This is a genomic window from Mycobacteroides chelonae CCUG 47445 (assembly GCF_001632805.1).
GTDB lineage: Bacteria > Actinomycetota > Actinomycetes > Mycobacteriales > Mycobacteriaceae > Mycobacterium > Mycobacterium chelonae.
Genome location: NZ_CP007220.1, coordinates 940,053 through 958,040, shown reverse-complemented (window position 1 = coordinate 958,040; position 17,988 = coordinate 940,053). Strand labels below are relative to the sequence as shown.

The window sequence follows — 17,988 nt, the reverse complement described above, 5'->3', positions numbered from 1 at the left end:
ATTCACTTTCTGACCATCTACAGCCCGCTAGCAACCATCATGACGCGTGGAAACACCGCGCCCGCTCGTGAGGCGGCGGACCAATGAGCCGTCACTTTCCGGACGCGACCGCCTTTCTGCAAAGAGCGACGCGCTCTTACGGCAGACTGCTCCGTTGCATCAGCGGTGCCCACGTAGAAGCTCCGCGCACGGGCGGCGCATGACGCTGACATAGTTGCGCGATACATTCTTAAGGAGTCGACAACCCTAAGGAACTGTAAATGCGTGTGCTTCTTCGAAGGTCGACGTCAATCGCTGCGGTCTTTTCAGTAGCAACGCTGGTGTTTCCCGTTTCTCAGGCGTCGGCAGATGGATCGGCTGAATTCGACGACGCTGAGGTGACAGTGTCGCCGGATTGCTCGGGGGTTATGGGCGCCAGCGCTATTACGTCCCCCGTCCAGCAAAGCGACTATGTTGGACCAGGCATCGACGTTCGAATGCGCTTTGACGCATTCGACAAAGATGAGTCATGCTTCGCCGCTGCGACCATATCCTGGCGCAACCTCGACACAGGGGCGAGTGGAACACAGCATGTCACCGTGCCCTCAGTGCCGGATCCAGGCATCGCGCGCCACTACGGCTGGCGGTTCGGGATAGCGGCGGTCAAGTTGCGCCCGGGTGCCGGCACTGTAGCGGTCAGCGTCAGCACCAACCCGAACCCCCCAGAGGTCCGCATCATCATCTGAATGTGCGGCGTCGCCAACAACAGCACTAGCTCGCCTTAGCCTAGTCGACTAGGCAGATCTCGTCCCCTGAGGCCTAGAAAGATCCCTGGATACGTGGTGCCGTGCGAAACTCTCCTCACATGTCAACGTCAACCTGGGCAGGGCCCCAGCGGTACGGGTCGAGCGTTTTGACGGACGCTGCCAGATCGTCGGAGAACCGGGCGAGCCCATAACCGACACTCATCATCGGTTCAGCGGCATGTTCGTCGCCGCGTCCTTGCAGGGCGCCACTTTCAGAGCAAAATCGCCGGGACCGAATTGAGCGTGGGCGTGCTGCTCGACGAATGTGTGGCCCTCGGCGACCAGTTTCTGATACTGACTTTCAGTGACATTTCCGATCATGGTTGGCCTTCTGTGCGCTCGACGCACCGCGGCGTTGTGCCGAGCGAAAATGGCTTTAGTCCGCGACAGGCCGTTGCCTTACCGCTCCTTGAGCACGCTTTAGGTTCGGGGCTTCCGGTAGCCGGTGGATCAGGGGAAGAAAAAGTAACCGTGCTGTTGCGCAGGTCCATCGGCGGTGCCCGGTTTATGGCTGCGCCTGCTGCGACTGTTCCTGTGGGGGTAATCGCCACGTTGAATCGCCAGCTTGAGTTCACGGCGCTGCCGGAAGGCTTTAACGGCTTCCGCTGACCGCCCCACCTGCTCGGCAATCTGCTGGTCGGTGAGCTTTCCTTCGGTAACGAGCGCAACCTCAGCTTCGGTCCAGTGCTTGCGTCGGGGGCGCTGGCGCGGAACGTGTCGTTCATTGTCGCTATCGAGGGGTTCGTTGGATCGTTCGTCGGCAGCCTTGTTGACAGGCCCCCACCGCTGCGCTTCCGCGGCAGCGATCTGTTGTACCCGTTGCTGTTCGGAAGTAAGGCAGACATCACAGCGGCACCCGGATTGGTATCCCGATACACCATGGCGCACAGGCGTTGGCCTCCAATTCTCTGTCGTGGCATCGGCGCGGACTTCGCACACCGGGGACGGCGGCCCCAAATGCCGGGCTGCGCGCCAGCCGGTGATTGCGACCAGGGCGCCATGTGATGTGCGTTGGCATAGGCACGGTATGTGCCGGCCGCGGCAACGTCGGCTCGGCACAGGCCTCACGGTTATGCGGCGAGGGTGGGATAGTCGGTGTATCCGGTGTCTCCGCCGCTGTAGAAGTGCTCTGGCCGGGGCTCGTTGAGGTCGGCTGCTTGCCGGAGGCGATCGACCAGATCGGGGTTGGCCAGGAAGTTCCGTCCGATCACGGCGGCGTCGATGCGCCCGTGTTCGATCGCTTGTTCGTAGTCGGCCTCGCTGACCTGTCCATGGAACCCTGCGCTAAGGATGAAGGAGCCGGGCCATAGTGCCCGCAATTGATCAACGTAGGGGTCATTGATGTCATACATCGCGTGCAGGTAAGCCAGGTTTTGGGGCGCGATCGCGGTGAGTAGGGCCTCGTAGGTGCTGAAAGGCGCGGTTTCGTTGAGTTCTCCTATGGCGATGCCCGGGGAAATTTTGATTCCGACCCGGTCGGCGCCCACCGCTGCGGTGACTGCTTCGACAAGTTCGATGACGAACCGCGCCCGGTTCTGTGGGGATCCGCCGTATTCGTCGGTCCGGCGGTTGGCGTTCTCGGCCAGGAACTGTTGGGGCAGATAGCTTCCGGCGGCATGGATCTCGACACCGTCGGCGCCCGCGCGGATCGCGCGCTGCGCGGCGTTGGCGAAATCCTGGTGGGTGGCATGGATTTCCGGGACGGTCAAGGCGTGCGGGACCCCGACGCGTGAGCGCCCTTGCGGGCCGACGTGAGTGGTGATGTCGGTCTGGATCGCCGAAGGGGCGACCGAGCCGAGGCCGTTGATCGCGGCGTGCGCGTGCCGGCCGACGTGCCACAACTGTATAACGAGCTTTCCGCCGCGCGCGTGCACGGCCTCGGCGATCCGCTTCCAGCCCGCCTCATGGACATCGGTGTAAATACCGGGCGTGGACAGGTACGCCCCACCACCTATCGCAGAAACCTGAGTCGCTTCGCCGATGATCAGACCCGCGCCCGCACGCTGGGCGTAGTACTCGACCTGGGCGTCACTGATTCCGCCATCTGGCAGCGCGCGGCTGCGGGTCATCGGCGCCATGATGAGTTTGTTGTCAAGCGTGATCGTGCCCAGCGAAGTCGGTTGGAACAGTGTCGAATCGGCAGTGATGGACATTCTTTGTCTCCGTTCGGATGTGGTTTCGGTGGCTCTTATAGCTGTCCGCCGACGAGACGGATGCTGGTTTCTCGTAGATGCTGTTGCAGCGCCGGGTCTTTGGGGCCGGCGGTGACGGTGATGGTCTTCTTCTTCGGGCCGAAGAATCCGCCATTGACGGTGGCGGTAGCCGGATCGGTGGCCAGCCACAGCGGTGTGATCGCCGCGGTGGCGGGACTGATCATGATGAACTTGCGCAGCAGCGGTTTGAGCCAGCGGCTGTCGACCAGCTTCAACAGCAGCATGTCGTTGCCGTCGTTCTGCCGGATGTTCGTCTCCACCATGCCGGGTTGCACCGCGGTGACCACTACGCCGGAGCTGCCGAGCCGGGAGGCGAGATCCTGGGTCCAGACGTCATTGGCGGCCTGGGATTGGGCAAAGGTTTTGAACGGAGACAGTTTCGGGATGCCCGGCAGGCTGTCGAAATCGAAGTTGAGCTTGTTCATCCCGGCCGCGGCGATGTTCACGATGCGTGCGCGTCCCTTGATCAGGGCCGGTAACAGCCGTTCGGTCAGCAGGAACCGCGCCAGGTAATTGATCGCAAAGTTCTTCTCGATACCATCGGTGTTGATTCCGTGACTGATCTCGAGGATCCCCGCCGAATGGACCAGGATCTCAATCTGGTCGGTCTCGGCCAGGATCGTCTCGGACAGTGCCCGCACCTGCGCCAGCACGCTCAGGTCCGCGGCCACGAACCGCACATCGCCGTCGGCGCGTAACTCGGCTTCCGCTGCGGCGCCCTTGGCCTGGTTGCGGCCCACGATCCAAACCCGCTTACCGCTGCGGACTAACCCGCGGGCCACTTCCTTGCCGATTCCGTCGGTGCCGCCGGTCACGATCGACAGCGGCCCACGGCCACCGTCTTGCTTGCGTGTGGTCATCTCAATTCCTCGCCTTCTCGGTTGTTCAGACAGGTCCAACCAGGCCTTTCATGCTGTGACAGGCCGTGCTGGCACCAATAAACGGTGAATTTTTCTCCGGATATTGGTAAGATAGCACAAACGGTGACAATCTCTCCGTTTCATGCATTCCGGAGGAGGCCAGTGGTGTGAGTGAGGCCACAGCTAAGCGCCCGCAGCGGGCGGACGCGGTGCGCAATCATGCGCGCCTCTTACAAGCAGCGAACGAGGTATTCGCCAAACGGGGCCTGGGAGTAACCCTCGACGATGTCGCCCACCATGCGGGAGTCGGTGTGGGGACTGTCTACCGCCACTTTGCGGGCAAGGACGAGTTGATCAACGCGGTGTTTGAACAGAACTTCGCCGCCATGGCCGAGGCCGCCGATGAGGCCACCACCGGCGAAGAACCCTGGCAGGCGTTGGTGGAGTACTTCGAATTCGCCTGTGAGCGGATGGCCGGCAGCCGCGGCATGACCGAGGTCCTGAATCGCGGCGGATGCGACCAGGTTACGGCCCAGCACCTGCGCATCGAGGCCGCCGTCGCCACGCTCGTTCAACGTGCCCAGTCCAGCGGCTCATTGCGGCCCGACGCACACCCCGACGACTTCTTCGGCGTGGTTTTCAGCGTCGGCGCGCTCGCCGACGTCACCCGCCAGATCAACCCCGACGCCTGGCGCCGCCACCTGGCGCTGCTGCTAGACGGCCTCAACAACGACCACCGCCCCCGCCGGCCACTACCGGGCCGGGCCGGGTCAATGCGTCAGGTCCATCACACGGGGGACCGAGCGGGCGGGGGCCCAGATTGCCTCTGAGCGCTGTTCGGGATATGCCTCGACGCGCGATTGGGTATCAAATACCTGGGTCCCCTGAGCTTCGTCTGTATAAGCGGCCCAATCGGGGACGCCCTGTGTAGCAAAGGAAATCCAATTCCTCTGCATCTCTGCACTTAGGGCACCGGCTGCCGACGACGGTGACGGCCCATACAGCGTGTCGCCGGGACCGCCAAGGGTGCCGAACACCAGGGGAATCTCCGCTGTGTGTCCAGCACCAATAGATGACTGTTCGAAGCAGAATTCGTAGAGATAGGCCACCCCGCCGCCCCCGGAGTGCGCTTGCGCCAGATGCACACTCGGCATTCGATACAGGTAATCCGAGCAGGCTGTCTCATACAGTTGCGCATCGGTCAGCTTCGGGTAGGCCAAACGGTAGGCCCGGGAGCCATCAGTTCTCGGGGGAAGTTCGCAGAGCGCCTGCTGCGTTTGTGCGGAGCTAATGGCAACGGCTGCCCCCGGCGTCCGCGACAGCGCAAAGCGATACTCGTGGCGCGTATGTCCAACAATCAACGGAATATCAGCGCCCAGACCCCGACCCATCGCTTGCCACGGATCTCCGGTGAGCAATTCTCCGTCGATTACTGGACCGAACAAGCTGCCGCCCACCGTAAACCGATAGCCCCAACGGTCCTGGTACCGGGGAAGATTGCTGCTCACCCGAACCGCTGCTTTGACCAGCACCTGAGGATCAATGCCGCTGAGCCCATCAACCGAGGGAGCCGCAGCGAGCGGCGCGACGATTTCCATGGCGACATCGGAGGCAAAACGCACCGTCTGGCATCGTGCGGGAACACTCTGACAGATTGCCCGCCTAAAGAGCCCTCGGGCACGCGGCAAAGTCATCAGGACCGCGATCGACGATGCCCCGGCAGACTGACCGGCAAGCGTGACGTTGCCCGGATCCCCCCCGAACGCCGCGATGTTCTCATGCACCCAGCGCAGCGCTGCGAGCTGATCCAGAATCCCTCGATTGGCAGGGGCATCGGTGATCTGCGCGAACCCTTCCACACCGAGGCGATAGTTGAAGGTGACCACCACCACACCGTGCTTCGCGAGATTTACCCCGTCGTATACAGGTTGGGCGGAAGATCCGCTCACGAAAGCGCCGCCATAGATCCACACCAATACAGGCAGAGCCTGTCCTCCCAGATCCGGCGACCACACATTGATCGTCAGCCACTCACTGCTGGTAACCGAACGGACAGGTACGCGCGTGAGTTGCGGTGGGCTAGTGCCGAACCTGATGGCCGGTCGCAGACCATCCCACTTCTGCACGGGTTCGGGCGCCGCGAACCTGAGCGGCCCCACGGGCGCCTGCGCGAATGGGATACCACGGAAGACCGCTACTTTTTGTTCTTCGGCCCCCACCACAACACCCTGGGTGGTACGGACGGTTGGCCTGCTTTCACCCGCATTCTTGGTGTCGCCGCAAGCAGCTAGCGCCACCGCCACACCTAATCCTGCGCTAGCGCCCAGCAGTGATCGTCTGGCAAATCGCACGGCATACTCACAATCTCCATAAAAGAATGCCCGCCCGCAATCATCGACCCGCGCGGACCGTGCGGGTCGCGTATGGGCAGGTCATCGTCGCCAGTTTATGTCGTCGGCGGGGCGAGGACTGGCCGTATGTGATTCCGGTGGTCATGCCATCAATGGGCTAGCTGTTGCGGATCGCGGGCCGCCGGCGCAGATCTCGTGCAAGGCGCAACTGCAGCGAGGCGTTGCGGCCCGGCATAAGCCATCCTCCAGCTCACCGAGCTTTAGACTTCTTCCCAGCGGACGTTGTGGCGAGCGCTCCGAGCATCCGGGTTGCCAGAATGGCGAAGGGCCGCTGGTAGGCCGACCCGAGAATTCGCACCAGCATATCGACGACGATGGCGTCTGCCCCAACCAGCACCCTGGCGCGTCGGCGGGTAATTCCACGAATAATCGTCCGCGCAGCTGACTGCGGACTAGTCGGTGTGAGTCTTTCGGTAAATAGTCGACTGATTGCAGCCATGTCGCCACCGGCGCTGGCAGTGGCATTACGCACAATGGCAGTCTTGACGCCGCCGGGATGCACGCAGGTAACTCCCACCTGGTGCCCGGCAATCAGCATCTCTTGCCTGAGTGCCTCTGTGTATCCTCGAACGGCGAATTTCGCTGCATTGTAGGAACTTTGAGTCGGGACTCCGAACAGGCCAAAGATGCTGGAGACGTTAACGATGTGCCCGTCGCCCGAGGCGATCAGATACGGGAGAAACGCTTTCGTTCCGTGCACGACCCCCCAGAAGTCGACATCGAGAACGTTTTCGATATCACTGTAGGAGCTCTGCTCGATGGTCCCGAACTTGGTGATGCCCGCATTGTTAATGACCACGTCGACGCGACCGAAGTGGCTGGCCACGGCCTCGGCGTACACGTGAACCGCGGCCCGGTCGCGAACGTCGAGAGTCTGCGCATGTGGTCGCGCGCCGCGACTCTCGCAGAGCACACTGGTCTGCTCCAAGCCGAGGCTATCGACATCGCTGACCGCCACGAGCGCGCCTCGACCGGTCAGTTCGACGGCCAAAGCACGGCCAATGCCCGAAGCTGCTCCTGTCACGACGACGACTTTGCCTCGAAGATCTCGCATGGCGCCCTTTCTGCACGCGGGATATGACAGCACACTAGATACCAGTCGAACGACTTACAAGTCAAATGACAGATAGGTGCGACGGCCGGTACGCTCGCCGGGTGGCAACGCAGGCGGAACGGCGAGCGGCGACCACCGAGGCGTTGCTCGATGCAACCATCCGCTCGCTGTCCGAGTCTGGCTACGCCGCGTTGACCACACGCGGGGTGGCCGAGCTGGCAGGGGTGACCCAAGGCGCGCAACAGCACTACTTCCCCACCAAAATTGCTCTCGTCACTGCGGCCATGGAGCGCCTCATCGAGCAGCTTGCGGCGAACGCCATAACTAGCACCATGCACCAGGGGACCGAACAGGAGCGCGCACTAGGGTTTCTAGACCGATTGTGGGAGTTGCACAATTTGCCGATCTGCATGGCTGTACTCGAACTGTTCACGGCCGCGCGCACCGATCTGATACTGGCGCGGCAGGTTTCGGCGAGCACTCGGCTGGGTATCGCGGCGATTGAGTCTGTCGCTGCGTCGTTACTGCCCACTTACTCGCAGTCGCCACAATTCGCTGACTTCGTCGGCGTCGCCACATCGACGATCCGCGGAATGGTCTCGATGACATCGGTCCCCGGCCTGCAGGACGCTCATCCACCCTGGCCGCAGGTCCGCGCATTGCTGATGAAGATGCTGCATGAATGTGCCACGGGGTGTTCTGGAGGCAGAAACTCCGAGACAGCCGAGCAGAATTCCGCACATTGATTTGCATTTTGCTGATCGCTTGGGGACAGACTTGCCGGCCGGAATCAGCAAATATGCTCAGATACGAGGTGCGCTTGCCAGTCGAGGGATTCAGGATCAGCTCGCAGTGCTGCGACGGTTAGCTGGGCGGGAGCGCACGTTGAGGGGCCACCAGAACCAGCGGCCGAGAAGTACCGCGATAGACGGTGTCATGAACGATCGCACGATCAGTGTGTCGAAGAGCAGCCCCAGGCCGATGGTCGTGCCGATCTGACCAAGGGCAATCAGGTCGCTGAAGACAAACGACGACATGGTGGCAGCGAAGACGAGGCCCGCTGCTGTCACGACTCCGCCGGTGCCACCCATGGCACGGATGACACCGGTTTTGAGTCCCGCCCCCAGCTCTTCTTTGAATCGAGATATCAACAACAGGTTGTAGTCGGCGCCAACCGCCAGCAGCAAGATGATCGCCAGGGCAAGCACGATCCAATACAACGGGATGCCGAAGATGTACTGCCACACCAGCACTGACAGGCCAAACGATGCGCCCAACGACAGCGCCACGGTGCCCACGATGACCAGCGCGGCAACGAGGCTGCGGGTGACGAACATCATGATGAGCAGGATGAGGCTAATCGCGGCCAGCGCGGCGATGATCAGGTCGTATTTGGCGCCTTCTTGAATGTCCTTGAATCCCGCCGCGGTCCCGGCGACATAAATCTTGGAGTCCGACAGTGGGGTGGCCTTGACGGCGTCGAATGCGGAGTTCTTGATGGCATCGACGTGCGAGATGCCTTCGGGGGTCGCGGGATTGCCCTCATGGGTGATGGTCATCCGGGCAGCTTTGCCGTCCGGTGAGAGGAACATTTTGAGGCCGCGTTTGAAGTCGGGGTTGTCGAAGGCCTCCGGGGAAATGTAGAACGAGTCGTCGTTCTTGGCGGTGTCGAAGGCCTGGCCCATTGCGGTGGCGTTGCGCAGCGATTCCTCGGACTGCGCGTCGGTTCCTGAATTGGTGGCGTAATTGGACAGTGCGATATCGCGGTTTCTTTGCTGAATGGCGATCTGCGGTGGCAATAGGGCGACGAGTTTGGGTTGGAGCGCATCGAGCTTGTCCAGGCTTGCCGTGATAGCGCCGAATTTGTCGCTGAGTTCGCTGATGCCGTCGAGGGCATCGAATACCGACCTCAATGCCGCGCACATGGGGATGTCGAAGCAGTGTGGTTCCCAGTAGAAGTAGTTGCGTAGCGGCCGGAACTGATCATCGAAATTGGCGAGCTTGTCGCGCAAGTCGTTCACTGTTGCAATGGTGTCGTGGAACGCTTGGGTCTGCTCGTGGGTGGCCACAGCGCTGGCTTGCTGTAGCGCCATCTGTTGCTGCAGGACGTTGATGGTGGTGGAGATGTCGTTCGCTTGTTTGAGGAGATCGGCGGTGCGTTGACGCTGGTAATCGAGGTTCATGATCTGGCTGGCGCTTTGCGCACTGAGCTGAAACGGAATAGAGCTGTGGCTAATGGGCGTCCCTAGGGGCCGGGTGATCGACTGCACCAAGGAGATGCCGGGGGTATGCAGAATGGCTTTGGCGACCCGTTCCAGGATGAGCATGTCCGCGGGATTCCGCATGTCGTGATCGGTCTCGATCATCAGCAGCTCGGGGTTGAGTCTGGCCGGGGAGAAGTGCCGTTCGGCGGCCGCGTAACCAATGTTCGCCGGTGCTGACGCGGGCAGATATGGACGTGCATCGTAGCTGGTCTTGTATCCAGGCAGGGCCAGCAGACCGATCAGGGCGATCGCACACGATACGACCAGGATCGGGCCGGGCCAGCGCACGATTGCGGTACCGATGCGGCGCCATCGGCGCGCACGAACCTTACGTTTAGGCTCCAGCAGCCCGAAGCGGGTGCCGATGACCAGCACGGCCGGCCCCATGGTCAGTGCGGCAGCAAGTGTGACGAGCACACCGAGAGAGGCGGGCACGCCCATGCTCTGGAAGTAGGGCAGCCGCGTGAAGTGCAGGCACGCCAATGCGCCGACGATGGTCAGGCCCGAGCCGGCGATGACGTGGGCGGTCCCGCCAAACATGTCGTAATAGGCCGCTTCCCGATCTAAGCCGCTGTTGCGTGCTTCGTGATAGCGGCCGATGACGAAGATGGCGTAGTCGGTGCCTGCGGCGATTGCCACCAACGTCAGCAAGTTCGTCGAGTAGGTGGACAGGCCAATGATTCCCGAATTGCCGAGCACGGCGATAACCCCGCGGGTGGCGGCCAGCTCGACGAGGACCGTCGCGAGCACGATGAGCGCAGTGATGATCGAACGGTAAACAATGAGCAGCATTGCGACGATGACCAGGAAGGTGATGATGGTGACCTTCTCGGTGCCCTCGCCGCCCACCTGGAAGTTGTCAGTGACAAGCGGTGCCGCGCCAGTGACGTAAGCCTTGACCCCGGGCGGCGGTGTTGTGGTGGCCACGATGTTGCGGATGGCATCTACCGACTCGTTGGACAACGCCTGACCCTGGTCCCCGGCCAAGTAGACCTGGACCAGGGCGGCCTTGCCGTCCTTGCTCTGGGCACCCCCGGCGGTGAGCGGATCTCCCCAGAAATCCTGAATATGCTCGACGTGTTTGGTGTCCGCAGAAAGCTTCTTGATCAAGGTGTCGTAGAACTGGTGCGCGTCTGCGCCCAGAGGCTGATCGCCTTCGAGCACGATCATGGCGCCGCTGTCGGATTTGAACTCGCCGAAGACTTCTCCGATGTGATTCATCGCCTGCAGCGAGGGGGAATCCGGCGAACTTTGCGCCACCGAATGTGCCGCTCCGACGACTTCCAACTGGGGCGTAACCACATTGGTTAGTACGGCGATGCCAATCCACAACAACATGACGGGCAGGGCGAGCCGGCGGATGATGCGGGCAGGCCGCGACCTATGGACTCCAGGATCGATGCGATGGTCGTTCATGCCGACTTATCCAGGCAGGCGATGTAACCGTTCACGTTGCTGGTAGACCTTTCGTCCTTCACCACACCGTTGACTGTGATGCGGCAACCGATGGAATGACCGTCCCCCTGCGCACGCAGGTCGGCGAAGAGCGTGGGGTCATTGGTGGTCAGCGTGTGCGACCACGGCAGGGTTGCATCCTTAGCGCGCTGGGGTTGGGCCTGCTCGTCCAGGAAGTTGATGGTGGCGATCGTGCCCGGAGAGCCGAACACTTCGAACAGAACGCGCTTGGGGTTATAGCCCGTGTTCTCCAATGCGTCGGCACTGGGACGCGACACCACATTGTTGGAACCGAACACACCATGCAGCCGATCAACGGCGAAGCCGACGACAGTCACAACGAGGACGGCCACGATCGTCGTCCACTGCCGCCTCACGAGGCCGCTTACCGAAAATCTCTGCATTTCAGCCTTTCGACCCGTAACTTTCCATGAATGTTTGCTCCCGGACGATCTCAGTAGCTGCCCAATCTCTGGGCGGCGATGCTGCCGCTCGATGGACAGACGCGAACAATGCGTGCGCGCCGGTCCATCGCGATCACCGCTGACCGCACACTCAATTCGGAGGCTCAACCTCCGATTGGGCGACTGTAGCACATATGGAGGTTTGACCTCCGATTAGTTGATAGGTTTCCTGGGCAATCGAATATCCTGAAAAGGTGACGTCCCCTGCGCCCGCGGCGGTCCGGCTTCGTGCCGACGCGGCCAAAAATCGGCAGAAAATCCTGGCGGCCGCCCAAAGGCTGTTCGCATCACGCGGACTGGACGTAAGCCTGGACGACATAGCGCGCGAAGCCGGCGTCGGGGTCGGAACCGTGTATCGGCGATTTCAGACCAAATCGGCAGTCATCGATGCTGTCTTCGAGACGTATCTGCAGACACTGGCCGCGGCCGCCCGAAACGCTATCGCCCATCCTGATCCGTGGCAGGGATTTATCGACTACTGCGAACTCGCCTGCCAGCAACTGGCCGAAAGTCGCGGACTGCGCCGAATCTTTAGCAGCGAGAAGGACAGCGGCTCGCAGGTTCAATGTCAGTCAACCGGTGTGGACGATGCCCTCATGGACCTCTACGAGCACTTGCGGCGGACTCGGACTCTTCGCGATGAAGCCCAACCCGCCGACATCTTCTGTCTGCTGCTCATGGTCGGTGAGGTTGCCGACTTCACCGGACCCGCCGACCCCGACGCCTGGCGGCGCTACCTGCACTTGCTGCTCGACGGACTGCGTAACCCGCAGCGCCCGCAGCGCCCGCTGCTCATTCCGGCGCTTACCCCTGAACAACTACATCAAGCCAAGGTGCACCATGGCTAGTTGCCGCAGGCAAGCCAACTAAAGGCGGACCGCGTAATTCCTGGGACGCTGAGAACGAACCCGCACTCTCCCCGGCCGCCGCGATTACGATTGCCAGGTGTGATGGCGATGGTCGTGCCAGAAAGTCGGCTATGGCCACGTGCGGGGCTACGCATTGTGATGTGTTGACGGCGGTACAAAGTGAGGGCCAGATGTCTGGAGACGCCGATTTCGTTAGCCGCTCGCAGTTGCCGGTGCCTGATCGGGTGCCGCCCGGGTTGACGACCTACGACGCCAAGGACCCGGATGCGACGTATCCGTCGATCCGCCGGATCCGTCCCCCCACTGGTGCGCCGAATGTCGTGGTGATCATGACTGACGACACCGGTTTTGGGGCCTCGAGTGCGTTCGGTGGCCCGTGCAGCACCCCGAACGCCGAACGGTTGGCCGCCCGCGGGCTGCGGTACACGCGGTTCCATACCACCGCGTTGTGCTCGCCGACCCGGGCCGCCCTGTTGTCGGGGCGCAATCATCACACGGTCGGGATGGGCGGGATCACCGAAGCAGCCACCGCGGCGCCGGGGCAAAGTTCGGTGCGCCCCAACACTTGCGCACCCCTGCCGGAGATCTTGCGGCTCAACGGTTATGCGACCGCCCAGTTCGGCAAGTGCCATGAGGTGCCGGTGTGGGAGACCAGCCCATCGGGACCCTTTGATCACTGGCCCAGTCCAGGCGGAGGTTTCGAGCATTTCTACGGATTCATTGGCGGGGAGACGAACCAGTACTTTCCGGCGCTGTTTGAGGGCACCACTGCGGTAGATCCGCCGGCGACACCCGAGCAGGGGTATCACCTGACCGAGGATCTGGCCGACAAAGCCATCGCCTACCTTCGCCAGCAGCAGTCCCTGGCCCCGGACAAGCCATTCTTCCTCTATTTCGCACCGGGGGCCACCCACGCACCGCACCACGTGCCTGCCGAATGGTCCGACAAGTATCGGGGTGCATTCGATGATGGGTGGGATGCGTTGCGGGAGAGGACGATTGCCCGGCAGAAGGAGATCGGGGTCATCCCAGCCGAGGCAGACCTGACCGTCCGCAGTTCGGGCATTCCGGCGTGGACCGAGGTGGACGAGAGCCTCAAACCGGTGCTGGCCCGTCAGATGGAGATCTACGCCGGATTCTTGGAACACACCGATCACCACATCGGGCGGGTGCTTGATTGCCTCGACGAACTCGACGTCACCGACAACACGCTTGTGTATTACATCATCGGCGATAACGGGGCATCGGCCGAAGGGTCGCTGCAGGGCACCTTCAACGAGATGCTGACCCTGACCGGTTTCGGCGCCTTGGAAACCCCCGAATTCATGGCCTCCCACGTCGAGAAGTTCGGCACCCCGCAGGCCTACAACCACTACGCGGTGGGCTGGGCGCACGCAATGAACACCCCGTATCAGTGGACCAAGCAGGTCGCCTCGCACTGGGGTGGTACCCGCAACGGCGCCATCGTGTCCTGGCCGGCCAGGATCACCGCCGTGGGTGAACATCGACACCAGTTCACCCATGTCATCGACATCGCCGCCACCGTACTGGAGGCAGCCGGGCTACCTGAACCAGTGAACGTGCATGGTGTGCAACAACTCCCGCTGGAAGGCACCAGCATGCTGTACAGCTTCGACGACGCCGTCGCATCCGAACGCCATGCGACCCAGTACTTCGAAATGGTGGGCAACCGCGGTATCTATCACCAGGGTTGGACCGCGGTGACCAAACACCGCACCCCGTGGGAGACCGGCGACGACGTGCCGCTGCCCGCCTTCGACGACGACGTGTGGGAGCTCTACGACACCAGCACCGACTGGACCCAAGCTCACAATATCGCCGCCGAGCACCCCGACAAACTGCATGCACTGCAACGACTGTGGCTCATCGAGGCCGTCAAGCACAACGTCCTGCCCCTCGATGACCGGTTCGCCGAACGGGCCAACCCCGATTTGGCCGGGCGCCCACAACTGATCACCGGCACCCGCCAACGGCTCTACGAAGGCATGGGCCGGCTCAACGAAAACTCCGTGATCAATCTGAAGAACAAGTCGCACACCATTACCGCCCAACTGCAGGTTCCCGACGCCGGCGCCGACGGAGTCATCATCGCCCAGGGCGGCATGATCGGCGGTTGGAGTCTGTACGTGCGCGACGGAGTTCTGAAGTACTGCTACAACTTCTACAACTTGCAGCGCTACTACGTCTGCGCCGACACAGCCCTGACTGCGGGCGAGCACCAGATCGTCGCCGACTTCGCCTACGACGGCGGCGGACTGGCCAAGGGCGGTCAGCTGCGTCTGCTCGTGGACAGCATTCAAGTCGGCATCGGCCGGATCGAACGGACTGAACCCATCATCTTCGCCGCCGACGAAACCTGCGACGTGGGCCGCGATGCCGGATCAACGGTCACCGATGACTACCCAACCGGGAACAACGCCTTCACCGGACGCATCCACTGGGTGGAGTTAGACACCAGCCACGCCGGTGAGCACCCCGACCCCGCCGCCGAGAACCGCCAACGTCTTCGCGTGGGCTTAGGAACCCAATAGTCCCAAGGCATCCCGGCGAACCATAACACCGGACTCCTTGAGGGAACCATCCAACTCCACGGCCGCGACGCGGTCGGGACGCGGTGTCGCGCTGGAGCGGCTCGAAGCCGCCGACCGGCCACACCAGCACCGCTGGTGCGCTCTCTTGTTCGTCGCCCTCATCTCCCGCCGGGGCAGAATCGTCGACGTCAACTCTGAAAGGCTCGTAGGATCTTTCAAGTACGAGGGCGTGTGCTGCGTGCTGTACCACGGCAATCAGGAGGGTGAGGCATGGAATTGCATGAGTCGCATGTGAATTCGAGGCAAGGAGGGCCCGCAGATCTCCGAGGTCGTGTCTTCCGCCGTGCGCTCACCGGCCTCGTTGCGGTGATTTTGGCAGGGTTGGCGGGCGGCTGCGGCCAAACCAAGGACGTCAGCTCAACGAATTCCTCGAACCCACCTGCCGCCGGTGATGCTGTCTCCATCGCCACCGATGCCTACACCTTCGGGTATCCGTTGGTCCTGATGGACGCGACCCGCGCGGTGGCCGCTCCGGTGAACACCTTCGATCACGGTGTGCTGCCTAACCCGAACGATCGCGATGTCGTCCGGTTGAACCTGGATACCCTGTATTCGCAAGCGTGGATCGATGTCAAGGACCAGCCGATGGTGCTGCAGGTCCCCTCCATGGATGGCGGGCGCTACTGGCTCATGCAAATCCTGGACGCATGGACCAACACCGTGCACGATCCCAGCAGCATCGATCCCAAGACTACGGCCGGCACTTCCACCACCGCGCCCCACACCTACGTGATCACCGGCCCCAACTGGAAGGGTGCTATTCCCGAGAATGCCACCCGGCTGCAGATGCCGACGCCGACCGCCTGGCTGATCGGGCGAATTCAGATTAACGGCGAGGCCGACACCGCCAATGTGCAAGCACTGCAACAGCAATTGAAACTGGTTCGGCTCAGTGACTGGACCGCAGGCAAGCAGGACGGCACCGTCAGCCGCATCCACACCACCAACCCAAATACGGTGCCCCCGGTAAAAGCGGTCGCCGCGATGGACGGGCCAACCTTCTTCGCCAAAATGAACCAGCTGATGGCCGCCGATGCAGCCGCAACCGCCGACGCACCGGCCATGGCCCGTTTCGCCACCATCGGCATCAAACCGGGCGGCACCGCCGACGCCTCACCCGCGGATCTGAACGCCGCGGCGGCAGCCGCGCAGAAGGACATCGCGGCCTATCAGAACCCACAAACCAAGAACCTGAACGGCTGGGAGTTCGCCACCAATGTCGGCACCTACGGCACCGACTACAAACAGCGCGCCTTCATCGCCCTGAACGGGCTGGGAGCCAACCTCCCTCAAGACGCCCTCTACCCGAGCATCTTCGGTGACGCGGGTAGCAATGGTGCACCGCGGCGCTTCCGTATCCGCTTTCAGCCCGGCCAGCTTCCCCCCGCCGACGCATTCTGGTCCATCACCGCCTACAGCAGCGACAGCTTCTTCGTGCCGAACCCGGCGCAAATCTACGCAGTCGGCCATCAAATCCCGGTAACACCCGGCCCGGACGGTTCGGTCGAAATCGCCGTCCAGAGCACCGACCCGGAAACAACCGTCCCAGCAGGCAACTGGCTTCCCATCCCCGCCTCCGGCAAGTTTTCCCTCACCATGCGCCTGTACGCGCCCAAGCCTGCCGCCATCGACGGAACATGGCAGCCGCCCGCCCTAACACCGGTCAAATGACCATCAAAGCCCCGCGGGCCCGCCATGTAGCCGCACAGCGTCAGCGGACACGGCCTCGACGCTGATCGACAAGCTAATGCTGCAGTGGACAGGGATCGGCCCGCCAGGTGTTGGCGTGTTGGCGTGTCGGCTACGCCGCAAAAGCGTCTGCATGCTCCTCACCACGCCCTCATGGGGAACACCCCTACAGATAACACTGTTACCCACAGTTAAGTACTCGCCCACCACCCACATAGGGAACAGTCGGACACACTCCTAGCAGCCCTACAGATAATGGTATCTCAGCCGATCGCCGAAACCGAGCACCGGGGCCGGAACACTCCCGCCAGGCCTGCGACAGCCAGACATCGACGCCAGCATCTCATGGCGCTGCGAAAAGACCTGTACGAAGCGCACCTGCTTATCGGCGAGCTACGCCGCCAGTTCCCCGCCGCACGCGATGTCCCGTGGCCAACGGCTAGCGCGCGAGACGGATCCCGATGAACAGATTCGCTTCCGCAGCTTCGGGATTCGCGACTAGAACAACCAGCCATAGCGTAGCGACTAACGTAGCAGCACTGAATGCAGCAGCGCCCACCAAATACAATCCGAGTAGGTTCTACCGTCGTGCCGCAGGCCGGTAGCCCGAGACATCACGCTCTTCAAGACACCAATGCCTGGCCGGGTAGAGACGCCGAACATCATTGTAGCGCCCAGTAATCCCGCTGACCGGCTGACCCATTGCCGGATCAATTGGCGTGGCAAGGTATTCAATGGTCGAACCGCTGAGATACCCACGCAATAAACGCCGGATCACATTGGTCAAATTGTCGCCCTCGCCTTGGGCCTTCGAATGCCCAGCCCGCCATTCGTAGTCGGGAATTCGCACAGTGCGGCGCGGGGTCAGGCTCACGGCAGCTGGGTGTTGCCCGAATGCCACTCAGAGACTAGCCGCACCTCTTCGCGCACCTCTGGCGCACCGTCGAGCAATCTTCCCATAGCCGAGTCCGCCGAATAGCGCGTGTTGGGCCACGTTCCGCTGACCGCGTGAACAATCCCCCTTTCCTGGCGCAGCCCAAGAGAGTTGATCAGTTCGTTGCGGAGCGCAGGAAGATCGATGACCCGATCCGTTGCAGCGTCCCCGGCCATGAGGCCACCGCCTGAACTCTTTATCCACCCTTGCGCCGCAAGACCTTTGGCCAGGGCTTCATCAATATCGCTATGCAGGGCGGTCATCGCAACTCCTCACAAAAAGCATGCTTTATATGAGAAATACTACCAGAAAAGCATGACAACTATAGGCCAGTCATGCTCGCCGAGCACTAGCAGTCCATGGATTCGCCGCAGCCGC

15 protein-coding genes are annotated in these 17,988 nt (G+C 62.1%); 7 read left to right on the top strand and 8 right to left on the bottom strand.

Translation table 11 applies throughout. The features are described 5' to 3' along the window. Positions 1–578: 578 nt before the first annotated feature. The gene (locus BB28_RS24930; RefSeq protein ID WP_157889424.1) at positions 579–725 is read left to right on the top strand and encodes a hypothetical protein; all 147 of its coding nucleotides are present in this window, start codon (positions 579–581) and stop codon (positions 723–725) included. Positions 726–1,034: 309 nt separating this feature from the next. Beyond that, entirely contained in the window at positions 1,035–1,394 is a 360-nt protein-coding gene (locus BB28_RS24925) for a hypothetical protein (protein WP_157889423.1), read from the top strand. A 461-nt stretch (positions 1,395–1,855) separates the two neighbouring features. Here BB28_RS24925 and BB28_RS04690 read toward each other — a convergent pair whose 3' ends face one another. Next, a complete protein-coding gene (locus BB28_RS04690) occupies positions 1,856–2,938 on the bottom strand; it encodes an alkene reductase (protein ID WP_064393378.1) in 1,083 nt (360 codons plus the stop codon). Positions 2,939–2,973: 35 nt separating this feature from the next. Beyond that, a complete protein-coding gene (locus BB28_RS04685; RefSeq protein WP_064393377.1) occupies positions 2,974–3,858 on the bottom strand; it encodes an SDR family NAD(P)-dependent oxidoreductase in 885 nt (294 codons plus the stop codon). Positions 3,859–4,025: 167 nt separating this feature from the next. Between BB28_RS04685 and BB28_RS04680 the strand changes: the two genes are divergently transcribed. Beyond that, on the top strand, positions 4,026–4,688 hold the full coding sequence (locus BB28_RS04680; protein WP_064393376.1) for a TetR/AcrR family transcriptional regulator: 663 nt from the start codon (positions 4,026–4,028) through the stop codon (positions 4,686–4,688). On the opposite strand, the gene BB28_RS04675 is transcribed toward BB28_RS04680, so the two are convergent. After that, positions 4,629–6,161, bottom strand: coding sequence for a carboxylesterase/lipase family protein (locus tag BB28_RS04675; protein ID WP_201257829.1), 1,533 nt, complete (start codon positions 6,159–6,161; stop codon positions 4,629–4,631). The genes BB28_RS04680 and BB28_RS04675 overlap by 60 nt on opposite strands. A gap of 298 nt (positions 6,162–6,459) precedes the next feature. Beyond that, the gene (locus BB28_RS04670; protein ID WP_064393375.1) at positions 6,460–7,323 is read right to left on the bottom strand and encodes an SDR family NAD(P)-dependent oxidoreductase; all 864 of its coding nucleotides are present in this window, start codon (positions 7,321–7,323) and stop codon (positions 6,460–6,462) included. Between the two features lie 101 nt (positions 7,324–7,424). On the opposite strand from BB28_RS04670, the gene BB28_RS04665 reads away from it, so the two are divergent. Next, positions 7,425–8,069 carry a TetR/AcrR family transcriptional regulator gene (locus BB28_RS04665; RefSeq protein ID WP_064393374.1) on the top strand — a complete coding sequence of 215 codons (645 nt, stop codon included), beginning with the start codon at positions 7,425–7,427 and terminating at the stop codon, positions 8,067–8,069. Positions 8,070–8,165: 96 nt separating this feature from the next. Here BB28_RS04665 and BB28_RS04660 read toward each other — a convergent pair whose 3' ends face one another. Together BB28_RS04660 and BB28_RS04655 are read right to left on the bottom strand one after the other, a co-directional pair. After that, positions 8,166–11,003 carry an MMPL/RND family transporter gene (locus tag BB28_RS04660; protein WP_064393373.1) on the bottom strand — a complete coding sequence of 946 codons (2,838 nt, stop codon included), beginning with the start codon at positions 11,001–11,003 and terminating at the stop codon, positions 8,166–8,168. Further along, positions 11,000–11,446, bottom strand: coding sequence for an MmpS family transport accessory protein (locus tag BB28_RS04655; protein ID WP_064393372.1), 447 nt, complete (start codon positions 11,444–11,446; stop codon positions 11,000–11,002). The genes BB28_RS04660 and BB28_RS04655 overlap by 4 nt, the downstream gene beginning before the upstream one ends. A gap of 254 nt (positions 11,447–11,700) precedes the next feature. On the opposite strand from BB28_RS04655, the gene BB28_RS04650 reads away from it, so the two are divergent. The 3 genes from BB28_RS04650 to BB28_RS04640 all read left to right on the top strand — a co-directional run bounded on the left by BB28_RS04650 (position 11,701) and on the right by BB28_RS04640 (position 16,658). Then, positions 11,701–12,354: a TetR/AcrR family transcriptional regulator gene (locus tag BB28_RS04650; RefSeq protein ID WP_064393371.1), complete on the top strand. Its 654-nt coding sequence runs from the start codon at positions 11,701–11,703 to the stop codon at positions 12,352–12,354. A 191-nt stretch (positions 12,355–12,545) separates the two neighbouring features. After that, positions 12,546–14,927, top strand: a complete 2,382-nt coding sequence (locus BB28_RS04645; RefSeq protein ID WP_064393370.1) for an arylsulfatase — start codon at positions 12,546–12,548, stop codon at positions 14,925–14,927. 504 nt (positions 14,928–15,431) lie between these two features. Further along, entirely contained in the window at positions 15,432–16,658 is a 1,227-nt protein-coding gene (locus BB28_RS04640) for a DUF1254 domain-containing protein (RefSeq protein ID WP_234801000.1), read from the top strand. Positions 16,659–17,256: 598 nt separating this feature from the next. On the opposite strand, the gene BB28_RS24920 is transcribed toward BB28_RS04640, so the two are convergent. Continuing rightward, complete coding sequence (locus BB28_RS24920; protein ID WP_046252700.1) at positions 17,257–17,550, bottom strand: hypothetical protein; 294 nt, start codon at positions 17,548–17,550, stop codon at positions 17,257–17,259. Continuing rightward, positions 17,547–17,873: a hypothetical protein gene (locus BB28_RS04635; RefSeq protein ID WP_046252699.1), complete on the bottom strand. Its 327-nt coding sequence runs from the start codon at positions 17,871–17,873 to the stop codon at positions 17,547–17,549. The genes BB28_RS24920 and BB28_RS04635 overlap by 4 nt, the downstream gene beginning before the upstream one ends. Positions 17,874–17,988 lie beyond the last annotated feature (115 nt).

Excerpts from the sequence above, each read along its gene's own strand:
- BB28_RS04690 (WP_064393378.1), bottom strand. The coding sequence starts at position 2,938 with ATGTCCATCACTGCCGATTCGACACTGTTCCAACCGACTTCGCTGGGC.
- BB28_RS04685 (WP_064393377.1), bottom strand. The coding sequence starts at position 3,858 with ATGACCACACGCAAGCAAGACGGTGGCCGTGGGCCGCTGTCGATCGTG.
- BB28_RS04670 (WP_064393375.1), bottom strand. The coding sequence starts at position 7,323 with ATGCGAGATCTTCGAGGCAAAGTCGTCGTCGTGACAGGAGCAGCTTCG.
- BB28_RS04660 (WP_064393373.1), bottom strand. The coding sequence starts at position 11,003 with ATGAACGACCATCGCATCGATCCTGGAGTCCATAGGTCGCGGCCTGCC.
- BB28_RS04655 (WP_064393372.1), bottom strand. The coding sequence starts at position 11,446 with ATGCAGAGATTTTCGGTAAGCGGCCTCGTGAGGCGGCAGTGGACGACG.
- BB28_RS04645 (WP_064393370.1), top strand. The coding sequence starts at position 12,546 with ATGTCTGGAGACGCCGATTTCGTTAGCCGCTCGCAGTTGCCGGTGCCT.
- BB28_RS04640 (WP_234801000.1), top strand. The coding sequence starts at position 15,432 with ATGGACGCGACCCGCGCGGTGGCCGCTCCGGTGAACACCTTCGATCAC.
- BB28_RS04635 (WP_046252699.1), bottom strand. The coding sequence starts at position 17,873 with ATGACCGCCCTGCATAGCGATATTGATGAAGCCCTGGCCAAAGGTCTT.